14 protein-coding genes are annotated in these 16,825 nt (G+C 30.6%); all 14 read left to right on the top strand.

Features of this window, described 5'->3' with window-relative positions:
- The first annotated feature begins 119 nt into the window (after window positions 1-119).
- Complete coding sequence (locus AC2A4K_RS13235; protein ID WP_322502959.1) at window positions 120-3,638, top strand: multifunctional 2',3'-cyclic-nucleotide 2'-phosphodiesterase/3'-nucleotidase/5'-nucleotidase; 3,519 nt, start codon at window positions 120-122, stop codon at window positions 3,636-3,638.
- Between the two features lie 145 nt (window positions 3,639-3,783).
- Window positions 3,784-4,377: a hypothetical protein gene (locus AC2A4K_RS13230; protein WP_322502958.1), complete on the top strand. Its 594-nt coding sequence runs from the start codon at window positions 3,784-3,786 to the stop codon at window positions 4,375-4,377.
- A 313-nt stretch (window positions 4,378-4,690) separates the two neighbouring features.
- Entirely contained in the window at window positions 4,691-5,296 is a 606-nt protein-coding gene (gene ruvA, locus AC2A4K_RS13225) for a Holliday junction branch migration protein RuvA (protein WP_322502957.1), read from the top strand.
- A gap of 13 nt (window positions 5,297-5,309) precedes the next feature.
- A complete protein-coding gene (ruvB, locus tag AC2A4K_RS13220) occupies window positions 5,310-6,350 on the top strand; it encodes a Holliday junction branch migration DNA helicase RuvB (RefSeq protein WP_322502956.1) in 1,041 nt (346 codons plus the stop codon).
- 19 nt (window positions 6,351-6,369) lie between these two features.
- Entirely contained in the window at window positions 6,370-7,395 is a 1,026-nt protein-coding gene (queA, locus tag AC2A4K_RS13215) for a tRNA preQ1(34) S-adenosylmethionine ribosyltransferase-isomerase QueA (RefSeq protein WP_322502955.1), read from the top strand.
- 23 nt (window positions 7,396-7,418) lie between these two features.
- Window positions 7,419-8,561 (top strand): tRNA guanosine(34) transglycosylase Tgt, encoded by a 1,143-nt coding sequence (tgt, locus tag AC2A4K_RS13210; RefSeq protein ID WP_322502954.1) that lies wholly within the window; start codon window positions 7,419-7,421, stop codon window positions 8,559-8,561.
- A gap of 37 nt (window positions 8,562-8,598) precedes the next feature.
- Entirely contained in the window at window positions 8,599-8,868 is a 270-nt protein-coding gene (yajC, locus tag AC2A4K_RS13205; protein WP_322502953.1) for a preprotein translocase subunit YajC, read from the top strand.
- A gap of 196 nt (window positions 8,869-9,064) precedes the next feature.
- Window positions 9,065-9,205, top strand: coding sequence for a six-cysteine ranthipeptide SCIFF (gene scfA / locus AC2A4K_RS13200; RefSeq protein WP_003451489.1), 141 nt, complete (start codon window positions 9,065-9,067; stop codon window positions 9,203-9,205).
- Between the two features lie 69 nt (window positions 9,206-9,274).
- A complete protein-coding gene (gene scfB / locus AC2A4K_RS13195) occupies window positions 9,275-10,648 on the top strand; it encodes a thioether cross-link-forming SCIFF peptide maturase (RefSeq protein WP_322502952.1) in 1,374 nt (457 codons plus the stop codon).
- 97 nt (window positions 10,649-10,745) lie between these two features.
- The gene (gene secD / locus AC2A4K_RS13190) at window positions 10,746-12,005 is read left to right on the top strand and encodes a protein translocase subunit SecD (protein ID WP_322502951.1); all 1,260 of its coding nucleotides are present in this window, start codon (window positions 10,746-10,748) and stop codon (window positions 12,003-12,005) included.
- A complete protein-coding gene (gene secF / locus AC2A4K_RS13185) occupies window positions 11,998-12,867 on the top strand; it encodes a protein translocase subunit SecF (RefSeq protein ID WP_322502950.1) in 870 nt (289 codons plus the stop codon). The genes secD and secF overlap by 8 nt, the downstream gene beginning before the upstream one ends.
- Window positions 12,868-13,066: 199 nt before the next feature.
- Window positions 13,067-13,921, top strand: a complete 855-nt coding sequence (locus AC2A4K_RS13180; RefSeq protein WP_322502949.1) for a DHH family phosphoesterase — start codon at window positions 13,067-13,069, stop codon at window positions 13,919-13,921.
- Window positions 13,922-13,962: 41 nt separating this feature from the next.
- Window positions 13,963-14,481: an adenine phosphoribosyltransferase gene (locus tag AC2A4K_RS13175; RefSeq protein WP_322502948.1), complete on the top strand. Its 519-nt coding sequence runs from the start codon at window positions 13,963-13,965 to the stop codon at window positions 14,479-14,481.
- A gap of 151 nt (window positions 14,482-14,632) precedes the next feature.
- Window positions 14,633-16,813: a RelA/SpoT family protein gene (locus AC2A4K_RS13170; RefSeq protein WP_322502947.1), complete on the top strand. Its 2,181-nt coding sequence runs from the start codon at window positions 14,633-14,635 to the stop codon at window positions 16,811-16,813.
- Window positions 16,814-16,825 lie beyond the last annotated feature (12 nt).

The following is a 16,825-nucleotide window of genomic DNA, read 5'->3' as shown; positions in this document are numbered from 1 at the left end:
AATAAAGTTAACGGATATTTAACAATAAAAGATTGAAAAATATTCGTAAAATAATGTACAATACATATTGTATAAAATTTACTTTTATAACAATAGTAAACTAAATTAGGGGGAAAAATATGCTTAAAAAAGTAAGGGAAAAGAAATTTACAGCATTAGCAGTGGCCACGTCCATGATTTTTGGTATTGCATCACCGTTAACTACTGTAAAAGCTACTGAAAATTTAGCACCAGAAAACTTAGAGAAGAATGAAGTGGTGAACACTAATGTAAATGAAGGTGATGTAACTATTCAAATTTTAGGTACATCAGATCTTCATGGTAAATTTATGAATTATGAGTATGCTAGTAATCAAAAAGCTGATGGTGGATTAAATCAAATATCTACTTTGGTTAATAATGCTAGAAAAGAAAATCCTAACACAATAGTTGTTGATAATGGAGACACTATACAAGGAAACTTTAATCACTTATTTAAAGATGGTCCTAATCCTATGATTACTGGAATGAATGCTATAGGATATGATGTTTTCTCTTTAGGAAATCATGAATTTAACTATGGAATGGACAATCTAAATAATGTGGTAAGTCAAGCTAATGATAATTTAGATGTATTATGTGCAAATCTTTATAAAGATGGAGAGAGAGTTTACAAAGGGTACACAACTAAAGAACTAGATGGAGTTGAAGTTGCTCTAATCGGTGTTGTAAGTCCTCACATAATGAAATGGGATTCTGAAAACTTAAAAGGATATGAAGCTAAAAATCCAGCAGATGAAGTTGGTTTCGTAATAGATGAAATAGAGTCTAGACCAGAAGGTGGAGCAGATGTGTACGCTGTAGTTTCACACGTTGGAATAGAGAGTGAGTATGGTGATGGAGATAGTGCTAGAGCAATAGCTGAGCAAAATCCAGAGGTTTCTGCAATACTAGCAGGGCATAGCCATTCAACTGAACAAGGAAAAGAAATCGGAAATGCTATTGTAACTCAACCTTCAAGTAATGGACAATATGTTTCTCAAGTAGAATTAACTGTTAGAAAAAATGGAGAAGATGTAGAAGTTGTAGATAAAAAATCTAAATTATTAAGTACAAAAGGGGTAGCAGAAGATCAAAAATTAAATGATTTACTTGCTAATTTCCATAATACAGCTATAGCTGATGCAACAGCACCGGTTGGTCAAATGGTTGATGGAAACCTTGCTGATAAAAATGAAATAAAAGATATACCACAATCTTTAGTTGAAGATCAAGGTATAACTGATTTCATAAATGAAGTACAATTATATAATAGTAGAAAGCACTTAGAATCAAAAGATATAAATCCAGATAATGTTTATCATGTTTCAGGAGCAGCTTTATTTAGTGCTTCATCAAATCTTTATGAAGGAAATATAAGCAAAGCAGATATTTCAAAGATTTATAGATATGATAATAAATTATATACTATAAAGACAACTGGAAAACAACTTAAAAAATATATGGAAGAAAATGCTGAATATTATAATACTTATAAAGAAGGCGATTTAACAGTATCTTTCAATGAAGATATTAGAATGTATAAATATGATATGTTTGATGGAATAACTTATGAAATAAACATATCTAAAGAGCCAGGTCAAAGAATTGAAAATTTAAGATTCGAGAAAGATGGTAAGGTGGTTGAAGATTCAGATGTACTTTACTTAACAGTAAATGATTATAGATATAACTCAGGTTTAGCTGCTGGAATTATGGATGAAGGTCAACATGAAAAGATATATGATACAAACAATGATCCTATATCAGATATGAGAGACTTAATAGTTGATTACATCCAAAATGTAAAAGGTGGAAAAGTTACTAAAAACGTTGATAATAACTGGAAGATTACAGGGAACGATTGGGATTCAGAGCAAAGAGATTTAGCTGTTAAGCTTATAAATGAAGGTAAAATAAAAATACCTGTATCAGAAGATGGAAGAACTCCAAACGTTAAATCTGTAACTTGGAATGATGTATTAGAAGCTTTAGGAACTAAGGAAGTTGAAATACCAATAGTTACTTTTAATGATTTCCATGGTACTTTAGAGGAATCTAAGAGTGAGGTTGGAGCTGCTAAATTAGTTGGAGAAATAAAGAGAGTAAAAGGTGAAAATCCGAATACTATAGTTGTTACAGGTGGAGATATTTATCAGGGAAGTGCTATGTCAAACCTTCTTAAAGGAGAGCCAGTTACTGCAATGCTTAGAGAAATAGGATTAGATTTCTCAGCAGTAGGTAATCATGAGTTTGACTGGGGATATGAATATATACCTGATTGGGCTAAGGTTGGAGAATTTGATTTCTTAGCATCAAATATATATGAAAAAGAAACTGGAGAGCCAGTTGAGTGGTCTAAACCTTATGGTGTTATTGAAAGAGAAGGAAAGAAAGTTGGATTTATAGGACTTGCTACTCCTGAAACTGCATATAAGACTAAACCAGACAATGTTGCTCATTTAGAGTTTAAGGATCCAGTAGAAGCTACAGAAATTTGGGTTGATTACCTAGAAAATGTAGAAAATGTAGATGCTGTTGTTGTTTTAAGCCATTTAGGAAGTGAACAAAATAGAGAAACTGGAGAAATAACTGGTGAGGTTGTTGATATAGCTAAGGTTCCAGGGGTTGATGCTATAATATCAGCTCATAGCCATCAAAAGGTTGAGGGTACAGTTAATGGTGTACCTATTATACAAGCTTATAAAAATGGTAGAAACTTAGGTTATGTTAATTTAAAATTTGATTATAATGATGAATTAGTTGTTACAACTAAACTTGATGATATTTCTAAGAGAAAAGATACTCTTCCAGTTGATAAGACTATGGAAGATATATTAGCTAAATACAATGCTGAGTTAGGTCCTATAATGAAAGAAAAGGTTGCTGATTTACCAGTTGATTTACCTCATGATAGAGACACTGGAGTTAGTCCTATGGGAGCAACTGTGGCAGAGGCTATGAGACAAATAGTTGATGCTGATATAGCAATAACTAATGGTGGTGGAGTTAGAGCACCTTTAATGGCTGGAACAGTTACAGTTGGAGATATGTACACAATACTTCCATTTGATAATACTTTAGTTACAATGGAAATGAAGGGTTCAGATATAATAAAAGTTTTAGAACATGGAATAGAGCCAGAAAACTTCGGATGGGGACAACATGCTGGAGTTAAAGTTTGGTACACTCCTGATGCTGAAAGAGGAGAAAAGATAACTTCTGTTAGATTAGCAGATGGAACTAAAATAGAAGAAGATAAGTATTATACAGTTGTTACTAATGATTTCATGGCTGTTGGTGGAGATTCATATGACTTCTCAGCTGCTAAGAATGTTGTAGATACAAACTTAGTTATAAGAGATGAAATGACAAACCATTGGAAAGAAAATGGAATAAATCCTATAACTGATTTATCTACTTTATTAGCTAAAGGTGAAGACACAACTGTTGATCCGGAAAATCCAGAACAACCAGAAAACCCAGAGAATCCTGGTAATGGTGACAACTTACCTAACACAGGTATGCCATTTGGAACAGGTGTTGTGGCTACTATGGGAACAGTCTTAACAGTTGGTGGATTAGTTGTATTAAAAAAGAAAAAGAATAATGCTGCTTAATAGCAAGTGATTTTAGGGGAGTGAAATATAATCACTCCCTTTTTATATTTGAAGATAATATATGTATTATAGAAGATTTATATAAAAGAAAAATAATATGTATAAAAATAGGAATAATGTCAATAATCACCAATGAGGTGATGGTATGAATTTCAGTAATATAAAAAATAACAACAAAATGAAAACTTTAATATTTATTCTTTTGGGTATATTTATATTTTCAAGCAGTTATATGATAGCTTATTTCTATAATAATAAAAAAGTTCAACAAACTAATATGAAGATTACAGAAAAAAAAGATGGTGAAGTTTTAGCGGCGGATATGGACGTAATCTTTACAAGAAGAACCTTAGATGATCATGTCGTAGTTGATTATAAAACTACTATTGGAGAGATGATTAAGAATGAAGAAATTAAAGAGCAAAATCTAGATGAGCTTATTTCAGCTGTAGAAAAAGATGGTTATAAATTAGTTTCATCTAACTCAGAAGAAGCAATATTTTTAAATGACATGGGAATTTTAGACGCTGGAAAATATTATATTGGCGAAAAAGAAGGATACATAGCAATATTTAAGGCTGGAGAAGATGGAAGACCTTTTATCGAAAATCCAGAAGATGTTAGTACGAAGAAAATAGATGATTTACCAGAAGTAGATAGAGAGAAGATAAGTAACTTTGAAAAGAAATATGATACAAGAGAAGAATGTGAAGAAGAAGTAACAAATTATATAAGCTAAGAAATTAATAAAAGTGATAATTTAGTTTCTTTATTTATAAACATATTATCACTTAATAGTAAAGTTAGTTTAAGTATTTTAAAAATTAATATATCCTATAATATAGGAAGATAATAATTCTGTAGATTAATGGCTGTATCTTATTTAGATATGGCTTTTTTTATTTATTAAATAAAACTGTAACCTTGAAAAATAGAGTGGTTAAGGGGTCTTTAATGAATAGTAAATTTTGTTGAATTCATTGATAATATTCCCTCTTCATGTTAAAGTATTATATAGATTTAAAGAACTTATTATACATAGGAGCATTATTATGTACGAATATATAAGAGGTCAATTTCAAGGAATAAATAAGGATTATGTTGTAATAGAGTTAAATAATATAGGATATAAAATTTTCACTTCTGGAAATACAATTTCTAATATGCCTAAGGTTTCAGAAGAGGTATTACTTTATCTGGAGCAAATAGTTAGAGAAGATTTTATAGGATTATATGGCTTTACAACAAAAGAAGAGTTAGAAATGTTTAAGCTTTTATTGTCCATAAATGGAGTAGGGGCTAAGGCAGCTTTATCACTTTTATCAATAAGTACTGTAAATAATTTGAAGTATGCAATAATGATGGGTGATGAAAAGCATATAACAAGAGCACCTGGTATAGGAAAGAAAACAGCTCAAAGAATTATTTTAGAGCTTAAGGATAAATTAAAACCAGATGAACTTGTTTCAGAAGAGGGACAATTAATAGAAGGTATTGATGATAATACTGACTATAGTTTCAATATAAATGAGACATTAAGTGCTTTAGTTGCATTAGGATATACAGAAAAAGAAGCTCAAAAAGCTTTAGAAAAAATCGATAAGACATTATCTTTAGAAAATATGATAAAGGAGTCTTTAAAGCTTTTAATGCGTTAGGAGGTGTAATTAAATGAGTGAAAGGTTAGTTACCTCTAATGAGATAGGAATAGATTCGGCTAATGAATATAGTTTGAGACCGGAAAGAATTAATGAATATATAGGGCAAGACAAGGTCAAGGAGAGATTAAATATATTCATAAAAGCTGCTCAAAGAAGAGAAGAGGCTTTAGATCATGTAATTTTATATGGACCACCAGGACTTGGAAAGACTACATTGGCTAATATTATAGCTAATGAAATGGGTGGGAATCTTAAGATAACATCAGGCCCTGCAATTGAAAGAGCTGGGGATTTGGCTGCTATATTAACAACCTTAAATACCAATGATGTTTTATTTATTGATGAGATACATAGATTAAATAGGAGTGTAGAGGAAATACTATATCCTGCAATGGAAGACTATGTACTTGATATAATTATTGGTAAGGGTGCTGCTAGTAAATCCATAAGATTAGATTTGCCTAAATTTACTTTAATAGGTGCGACTACTAGAATTGGAATGTTAAGTTCACCTTTAAGAGATAGATTTGGGGTTTTGTGTTCCATGGAATATTACACTAATGAGCAATTAAAGGAGATAATAGTTAGAAGCGCAGAGATTTTAGGTTGTGATATAACTAAAGAGGGAGCCTTTGAAATTGCTAAAAGATCAAGGGGAACTCCGAGAATTGCTAATAGACTTTTAAAAAGAGTAAGAGATTTTGCAGAAGTTTTATATGATAATGAAATTACAGAAGATGCTGCAAAAAAATCCTTAGAGCTTTTAGAGGTTGATGGGGAAGGCTTTGATAGAATTGATAATAGAATTCTAGAAGCCATAATAGATAACTTCAATGGAGGTCCTGTAGGAATAGAAACCTTAGCATACTTTGTTGGAGAAGAGTTAGATACCATAGAAGATGTTTATGAGCCATATTTACTTCAAAAAGGGTTTATAGTTAGAACACCGAGAGGAAGAATGGCCACAGATAAAGCATATAAACATTTAGGAAGAGTTAAATTTAATGAATCTAAAATAGATTCTAAACAATGTACGTTATTTGAAAAATAAAATAGAGAAGGTGTAATTAATGAAAGTAAGTGATTTTTATTTTGATTTACCAGAAGAACTTATAGCACAGTGTCCTCTTGAGAAGAGAGATGCTTCAAGGTTAATGGTTTTAGATAAGGAAACTGGAGAAATTGAACATAAAAAATTCCATGATATATTAGAGTATTTAAAAGAAGGAGATACTTTAGTTTTAAATAACACGAGAGTGTTACCTGCTAGGCTTATAGGAGAAAAAGAAGAGACTGGTGGTAAAATAGAATTTCTTCTTTTAAAAAGAATTGAAGGTGATAAATGGGAATGTTTAGCTAAACCAGGTAGAAAAGCTAAAGTAGGAACAGTTTTCACTTTTGGTGAAGGAAAGCTAAAAGCAATAGTAAGAGAGATTGGAGAAGAAGGAAATAGAATAATAGAGTTCATGTATGATGGTATATTTGAACAAGTGTTAGATGAATTAGGTCAAATGCCACTTCCACCATACATACATGAAAAGCTAGAAGATAAAGAAAGATATCAAACAGTTTATTCTAAGGAAAAGGGATCAGCAGCTGCACCGACAGCAGGATTACACTTTACTGAAGAATTATTAGAAGAAATAAAAGCTAAAGGTGTTAACATTGCATATCTAACTTTACATGTTGGTCTTGGAACTTTTAGACCAGTAAAGGTTGATGATATTAATAATCATGTTATGCACTCAGAATATTATCATTTAGATAAAGAAAATGCTGACATTATCAATAAAACTAAGGAATTAGGAAATAGAGTAATAGCAGTAGGAACAACATCAACAAGAACTTTAGAGACTATTGGAGATGAAAATGGAAGAGTTAGAGAACAAAGTGGATGGACAGATATATTCATATATCCAGGATATAAATTCAAAATAGTTGATAATTTAATTACAAACTTCCACTTACCAGAATCAACTTTAATAATGCTTGTTTCTACTTTAGCTGGTCAAGAGAACATAATGAATGCTTATAACACAGCAGTAAAAGAAAAATACAGATTCTTCTCATTTGGAGATTCAATGTTTATAAAATAAAAGGAAAAGGAAGGACTTTTTTCATGACTAAAAAAAGATACACTCTTTTAAAAAAAGACGGAAAAGCTAGAAGAGGTGAGTTTGTAACCCCTCATGGTACAGTTCAAACTCCTGTTTTTATGAATGTAGGAACTTTAGCAGCTATAAAAGGTGCAGTTTCTTCAATGGATTTAAAAGAAATAGGATGTCAAGTAGAACTTTCTAATACATACCATTTACATTTAAGACCAGGAGATAAGGTTGTAAAGCAAATGGGTGGATTACATAAATTTATGAATTGGGATAGACCAATATTAACAGATTCAGGTGGATTCCAAGTTTTCTCACTTGCTAGTATGAGAAAGATAAAAGAAGAAGGAGTTTATTTTAACTCACACATAGATGGAAGAAAAATATTCATGGGACCAGAAGAAAGTATGCAAATACAAAGTAACTTAGGGTCAACAATAGCTATGGCTTTTGATGAATGTATTCCAAATCCATCAACTAGAGAATATGTTGAAAAGTCAGTTGCAAGAACAACAAGATGGCTTGAAAGATGTAAAAATGAAATGGATAGATTAAACTCATTAGATGACACTGTTAATAAAGAGCAAATGCTTTTTGGAATTAACCAAGGTGGAGTTTATGAAGATATAAGAATAGAACACGCTAAGACTATAAGAAAAATGGACTTAGATGGATATGCTATAGGTGGTTTAGCTGTTGGGGAAACTCATGAAGAAATGTACAGAATAATAGATGCTGTAGTTCCTCACTTACCAGAAGATAAGCCAATATATTTAATGGGAGTTGGTCTTCCATCAAATATATTAGAAGCAGTAGAAAGAGGAGTTGACTTCTTTGACTGTGTATTACCTGCTAGAAATGGAAGACATGGTCACGTGTTTACTAAAGAAGGTAAAATAAACTTAATGAATGCTAAGTTTGAGTTAGATGCTAGACCAATAGATGAAGGATGTCAATGTCCAGCATGTAAAAATTACACAAGAGCATATATAAGACATTTATTCAAAGCAAAAGAAATGTTAGCTATGAGATTATGTGTTCTTCACAACCTATATTTCTACAATAAGCTTATGGAAGATATAAGAGATGCTATTGATGGCGGATACTTTGCAGAATTCAAAGCTAAAAAGTTAGAAGAGTGGAACGGAAGAGCTTAATAATATAAATATTACATAAAAGAAGGGAGTGGCAAAGATGGGCTTTCAACAAATAGCAGCAATGGTATTACCTTTTATTTTAATGTTTGGTGTATTTTATTTCTTACTTATCTTACCTGAAAAGAAAAGAAAGAAAAAATATGATGCTATGCTAGATGAGCTAAAAGTTAATGATAAAATTATAACTAGAGGTGGAATCATAGGAAAAATATTAAAAATAAAAGACGATAGCGTTGTAATAGAAACAACTCAAGATAGAACTAAAATCGAGCTTTCAAAACAAGGTATAAGTTCAAAGGTTGACTAATAATTATTAAAAAATAGTTGTTTTAATGCATAAAATGCATTGAAATAGCTATTTTTTTGGTTTTAGGTATTGAATTTTATTTTATAATGTGAAAGAATAAGGATGGTAAATCAAATAAAGCTTTCTAAAAAGAACTTTAAAATTAAACCTTCACATGGTATAATATTAAAGATAGTTTTGATTGGAGGAAGAGTAAATGAAGCGTATAAAAACAGTAAACAAGTCAAGCTTAAAAAAGAGCTTATGTAAACCAGCAGATTGCAGAGAGTGTGCTAACTCATGCCAATCAGCTTGTAAAACATCAGCTACAGTAGCAAACTTAGCTTGTGAAAATTAATTATAAAATTTTTTAAGTGGCAGTAACTTTTAAAGTTGCTGCCATAGTTCTTAGTTAGGAGGAAATATTGTGGCATTAATTCATAAATTTATGCAAGGTGGAGAGTATTACGTAGTAGACGTAAACTCAGGAAGTGTTCATATTGTTGATGATCTTATTTACAATATGATAGATAATGATAATAAATTAAGCAGTAAGGAATGTTTAGTTGAAAAGTTAAAAGATAAATATCCAGTTGAAGAGATAGAAGAGGCTTATGAGGATTTACTTCAATTAGTAGAAGAAGACGCTTTATACTCAGGTGATTTATATGAGGAGGTTGCTAAAGAAAGCGATAAGGCACCTTCATACATAAAAGCATTATGCTTAAATGTTGTACATGATTGTAACTTAAGATGTAAGTACTGTTTTGCTGACGAGGGAGAATACAAAGGATGCAGAAAACCAATGAGCGCTGAAGTTGGTAAAAAAGCTATTGATTTTGTATTAGCAAATTCAGGTGGAATAAAAAATATAGAAGTTGATTTATTTGGTGGGGAACCACTAATGGTATTTGATACTATAAAAGAAATAATTGATTATGGAAAGAAAAGAGGACAAGAAGAAGGTAAGAATGTAAGATTTACAATGACTACTAACGCAACTCTTTTAAATGATGAAAGAATTGATTATATAGATAAAAACATTGGAAACATAATTCTTTCAATAGATGGAAGAAAAGAAGTTAACGATGCTGTTAGGATAAGAGTTGATGGTTCAGGAAGCTATGATAGAATACTTCCAAACATCAAGAAAATGGTTGAAAAGAGAGATCCAAGTAAACAATATTATGCGAGAGGTACATTTACAAGAAATAATACAGACTTCTTCCAAGATGTAATGGCTCTTGCTAATGAAGGATTTACTGAGATTTCAATAGAACCAGTTGTATTACCAGATGAACATGAACTATCTTTAAGAAGAGAAGATTTACCAACTATCTTTGGAGAATACGATAAGCTATATGATGAAATGGTGAGAAGATTAGAAGAGGGAGATAACATATTCAAATTCTATCACTTTAACATTGATTTAAATGGTGGTCCTTGTGTTTATAAGAGAATAGCAGGTTGTGGAGCAGGTCATGAGTATATTGCTGTAACTCCAGATGGAGAAATATATCCATGTCACCAATTTGTTGGAAATACTGATTTCTTATTAGGAAACATCTATGATGGAGAAATAAGAAAAGACCTTTCAACAGAATTTAAACAAGCTCATATATACAACAAGCCAAAATGTAAAGAATGTTGGGCTAGATTCTACTGTAGTGGTGGATGCCAAGCTAACAACTTTAACTTTAATGGCGATATTCACGTTCCATATGAAGTTGGATGCGAGATGCAGAAAAAGAGAATAGAATGCGCTATTGCACTAAAATCAAAGACTATGGAAACTGAATAATAATATAGTATTAACAATTGTTGCCATATATTGACTATATGGCAACAACTTAATATAATTTAGTTTATCAGAGAAATTTTTACAGAGGGGGATAACCATGAAATCAAAAGTAGGTAGCTTCATATTATTCTTTATCTCCATAGCAGTAATAAGTTTTTTAGCTCTAGCAGGGTTCAAAGGATTTACTTTGGGGAATTATCAATTTAAAACGTTTAATGAGGTTATAACTAAAGGGTTGGATCTACAGGGTGGAGTTTCTGTTCTTATGGAAATTCAAAGTGAGGACGTATCAGTAGATCAATTAAACACAACAAAGGAACTTCTATCTTTAAGGGTTAATAAGGTTGGAGTTTCAGAAACTGTAGTAACAACAGAGGGAAATAACAGAATAAGAATTGATATTCCAGGACAATACGATTCTAAAGCTATAGTTGAGTCTCTTCAAAAAACAGGAGAATTAACATTTGTAGGTCCTGAAGATGATGTAATTTTAACAGGAAAAGATGTTAAAAAATCAAGTGTATATATAGATCCTCAAACAGCTAAGCCTGATATTAAATTAGAGCTTAACGAAGAGGGAAAGAAAAAGTTTGCTGAGGCAACAGAAAAATATAAAGGTCAAAAGATAGCAATCAAAATGGATAATGAAACACTAACAGATCCAGTGGTAAATGACATAATAACTAACGGTGAAGCTATTATATCAGGAAATAGATCAATGGAGGAAGCAGAAAAAATATCTGGAATAATAAATGCAGGTGCATTACCAGTGCCAGTTAAGGCTGTTTCAGTTGAAACTGTAGGAGCACAATTAGGTGCGAATGCTCTTCCTAATGCTATGAAAGCAGGAGCTATAGGTGTAGCTATAATATTCATATTCATGCTATTATACTACAGAGTTCCAGGACTTATTGCATGTATGTCATTAAGTGTATATATATTAGCAGTTCTTTACACATTTGTATCAGTAGGGGTAACTCTTACACTACCAGGTATAGCAGCATTCCTTTTAACAGTAGGTATGGCCGTAGACGCCAATGTGCTTATATTTGAAAGGATTAAAGAAGAACTTAGAAATGGTAGAAGTATTACATCAGCAATGAAAATTGGTTTTAGCAATGCATTAAGATCAATTATTGACTCTAACATAACAACTCTTATTGCTGGTTTAGTATTATATTTCTTTGGATCAGGTCCAGTTAAAGGATTCGCATTAACATTATTAATAGGTATAATGATCAGTATGCTTACTGCCGTAGTAATCACAAGATTCTTTATGAACTTAGGATACAACATGGGAATATTAAATAAGCCTTCAATGTTTGGTCGTATAAAAGGAGGTAAACATAATGCTTAAAATTGTAGAGAAGAAAAAAATATGGTTTACTATATCGATTCTTGTAATTGCTATAGGTTTTGGATTTATGTTTACTAAAGGAATGAACTTTGGAATCGACTTTAGAGGTGGTACTCAAGTTGTAATAAACATGGGAACAGATTTTAATAAAACTGATGTTGACAAGATAGTAGAAGAATATTCAAAGGATGCTGTTACAAATCAGGTTAATGGTACTGAACTTCAAATAAAAGCAAAAGAGTTAGATAGTACTCAAGTTGATGAAATATTCAAAGCTCTTCAAGAAAAGTATGACTTAAAAGAAGAAGCTTTAGTATCTCAAAATGAGATAGGTGCTTCAGTAGGAAAAGATTTAACAACAAACGCTATAATAGCTCTTATAATAGCAATTATAGGTATGCTTATATATGTAATTATAAGATTTGAATTCTCTTTTGGTATTGCAGCAATAATAGCTCTTTTACATGACGTATTAATAACTATAAGTGTTTACGCTATATTTGGAATAACAATAAATACTCCATTTATAGCAGCTATACTTACAATAGTAGGTTACTCCATAAATGATACAATAGTTATATTTGATAGAATAAGAGAAAATAGAAATAAACTTAGAGGAAAATCAACAGAAGAAATTGCAGACATGAGTATAACTCAAACAATGTCAAGATCTATAAATACAACACTTACAACTTTAATTACTATAGTTTGTGTTTATATATTTGTTCCAACAGTTAGAGATTTTGCTTTTCCTTTAATAGTTGGTATAGCATCAGGAGCTTGTTCTTCAATATTTATAGCAAGTCCAATATGGTGTATGATAACTAACAGACAAAAAAAGAAAAAAGCAAGAAATAAGTAAGAATTTAAAATTGCTAGAAGTTATAAAACTTTTAGCAATTTTTTTATTTTAACTTTAAAATCTTCTAGATTTTAAAGAAAAACGCTAAAAAATAATAAAAATATCTAATGAATACGTATTTATTTGAAAAGTATTTGTCAAAAAGACAATTTTAAATTATAATATACTTGTTTTCTTAATTTTATGGAGGAGTTAAATTATGCAGAAGGCTTGGAAAAACATATATTGCACTAATTACATATCTGGGTATAGCCCTTTTAACATTAAAAATATGAATAAAGCAATAGAAAGACTAGCATCTGCAATTAACAACAGAGAAAAGATAGTTATATATGGTGGATGTGATTTGGATTCCATATGTGCAATATCATCTTTAATGCTTATACTTAAGTATTTAAATGCTGATGTTGAATATTGTGTAAGTTCAGATTGTGAAGAGAAAAACTATGATATAGATGAATATACATTAAAAGAGGATATCGCTTTTTTAGGTGCAGAACTTTTAATAACCGTAGGCTGTGGCCTTGAAGATAAAGGTGTTGAAAATCTTTGTAAAGTATTTAATATAGATTTAATCATAATGGAAAATAAACGCACAAAATGCATATATGATTCAACATATATAAACCCAAGCGAAGAAAATTGTTCATATAGATACAAAGATTTGACTAACTCGGGGTTAACTTTTAAGTTAATGCAAGCTATTGCGATATACTATAATATGAAAAGAATAAATAAGTATTTAGATTTAATACTTATAGGTAGCGTTTCTAAAAACGTTGAGAATAAAGGGGAAAATGGAATAATATTAAAAGAAGGCATTCAATATTTAAGATATACCAATAGTATCGGATTGAATGCTATTAAGAGTTTCTTTAATATAAGTGATATAAATATAGATAGTATAAAGAAAATAGTTAATGAAATAACTCCAAGAGAGGGTGCTATTAGCAAAAAGGATAATGCTAGGATAATAGTGGAATTATTAACTACAAACGATAAAGATAGAGCGGAACAGATAACTAAGTATATTTATAATGAAAAAATTAGGTAGTAATTAAAATTTATATATTTATTAATTTTGGAGGCAAAGTAATGAGTTTAAAGGATAAAATAAGAGTTATAGAAGATTTTCCTAAAAAAGGAATAAGTTTCAAAGACATAACTACTTTAATAGCTGATGGAGAAGGTTTAAAAGAATCTGTTGATCAAATGGCAGCATTTTTTAAAGATAAAAATATAGATGTTGTAGTTGGGCCAGAAGCAAGAGGATTTATATTTGGAGTTCCTGTAGCATATGCTTTAGGGGTTGGATTTATACCTGTAAGAAAACCAGGTAAACTTCCAGGTAATACAGTTAGAGTAGAATATGATTTAGAGTATGGAAAAGATGCTTTAGAAATACATGAAGATGCTATAAAACCAGGTATGAGAGTTGCTATAGTTGATGATCTTTTAGCTACTGGTGGTACAATAGCGGCTGTTGCTAAATTAGTAGAGCAAGCTGGTGGAGAAGTTGCTGGATTAGCATTTACTATTGAGTTAACAGACTTAAAAGGAAAAGATAAGTTAGAAGGATACGATGTAACATCATTAGTTAAGTATGATGTTTAAGATTCTTGAATTTTGTAAAATATTATAATAGGATTTTAAATGGCTGGTTTATTGACCAGCCATTAATTTTATTGTTGGTTTATTTTATTTTTTTGTTATATAATAATATAATATATTAAAAGAAATTTTAAGTAGGGGAGAATAATCCAGTATGTTAGAAGAACTAATTTCTAAAATAAAAGCTAATGGGAACAATGTTGATATAGATTTAGTTAAAAAAGCATATGATTTAGCTTTTGAAGCACATAAAGACCAAAAAAGAGCATCAGGAGAACCATACATAATTCATCCCGTTAGTGTAGCTATGATATTAGCTGACATGGGGATGGATACAAATACTATAGTTGCAGGACTTCTTCACGATGTTATAGAGGATACGAAATATACTTATGAAGATATAAGTAAAATTTTTGGAAGTGAAGTTGCAAACTTAGTAGATGGAGTAACAAAATTAGGTAAAATAAAATACAAGAGTAAAGAAGAACAACAAGCTGATAATATAAGAAAAATGCTTTTAGCAATGGCTAAAGACATAAGAGTTATAATAATAAAATTAGCTGATAGACTTCATAACATGAGAACGCTTAAACATAAGAAGCCAGAAAAACAAAAGAAGACAGCTCAAGAAACTTTAGATATTTATGCTCCTTTAGCTCATAGACTTGGTATGTCTAAAATAAAATGGGAGCTAGAGGATTTATGCTTAAGATATATAAATCCAACAGAGTATTATGATTTAGTAAATAAAATAGCAGAAAAAAGGGTAGAGAGAGAAAAGTTTATTTCACGTATAATTGAAGAATTAAACGAAAATTTAGATAAGGCTAATATAGATAGTGATATAGAAGGAAGACCAAAACATTTCTACAGCATATATAGAAAGATGGTAAATAAACATAAAAGTATAGAGCAAATCTTTGATTTAACGGCTATAAGAATACTAGTTAATACTGTAAAAGACTGTTATGCAGTATTAGGTATAGTACACACCATATATAAGCCAATACCAGGTAGATTTAAAGATTACATAGCTATGCCTAAGCCGAATATGTATCAATCCCTACATACAACGGTAATAGGAAGTGAAGGAAAAACTTTTGAAATACAAATAAGAACCTTCGATATGCATAGAACAGCTGAGTACGGAATTGCTGCTCACTGGAAGTATAAAAGTGGAGTTAGTGGAACTGATTCAAAGGATATGACTTTTGAAAATAAGTTAACATGGCTGAGAGATATACTTGAGTGGCAAAAAGAGGCTGTTGATGCAACGGAGTTTATGGAAGGATTTAAGCTTGACTTATTTTCAGATGAGATATTTGTATTTACTCCTAAAGGAGTAGTTATAAATTTACCAGCTGGAGCAACTCCTATTGATTTTGCATATAAGATACATACAGATGTAGGTAATAAGTGTGTTGGTGCTAAGGTTAATGGAAAAATAGTAACATTAGACTATAAACTTAAAACAGGTGAAATAGTTGAAATACTAACTTCTTCATCATCTAGAGGTCCAAACATAGATTGGTTAAATATCGCTAATAGTAATCAAGCTAGAAGTAAAATAAAACAATGGCTTAGAAAAGCAAGAAGAGATGAGAATTTAGAAAGAGGAAAGGAAATGCTTGAAAAAGAATGTAAGAAGCAATCCTTAGTATTTTCTGACCTTTGCAAGGGGTCGTTATATGAAAAATTATTAAAAAGATATCATTTAAATAACATTGAGGAAATATATGTTGCTGTTGGAGAGGGAGAACTTCTTTCATCTACAGTAATATCAAAACTTAAAGAAAATATTGTAAAACAAGTTAGTGAAGAAGAATTAAATAAGAATATTGAAGATCAAATAGCTAAGACAGAAAGACAAACTAAGAAAAAACAAAGTTATGGAGTTACTGTTAAGGGATTAAACAATATAATGGTTAGATTTGCTAGATGTTGTAATCCAGTGCCAGGTGATGATATAGCAGGATATATAACTAAAGGAAGAGGCGTTTCTGTACATAGAAAAGACTGTTCAAACTTTAAGGCTATAGTTGAAAAACAAGGAGAAAAGGTTGTAGATGTTAGTTGGGGAACTGAAAAGGGAGCTGCATATGTGGCTGAACTTGAAGTTAAAGCAGAAGATAGAATGTGTTTATTATCTGATGTTATGTTAGTTATAACTGATTCTAACCTTAGCCTACTTTCTTTAAATGCTAAATCAGGTAAAAATGGAGTAGCTAATATAAACATTCAAGTCAAAATTGATAATATAGAACAATTAAAAGACTTAATGAAAAAAATAAGAAGATTACAAGGAATATTAGATGTTTATAGAGTAAATAAATAAAAAAAGGGGCTG

It is taken from the genome of Clostridium sp. LIBA-8841 (assembly GCF_057782475.1).
Note: the sequence above shows the minus strand (reverse complement) of the source record. Positions and strands in the feature narration are given on the sequence as shown.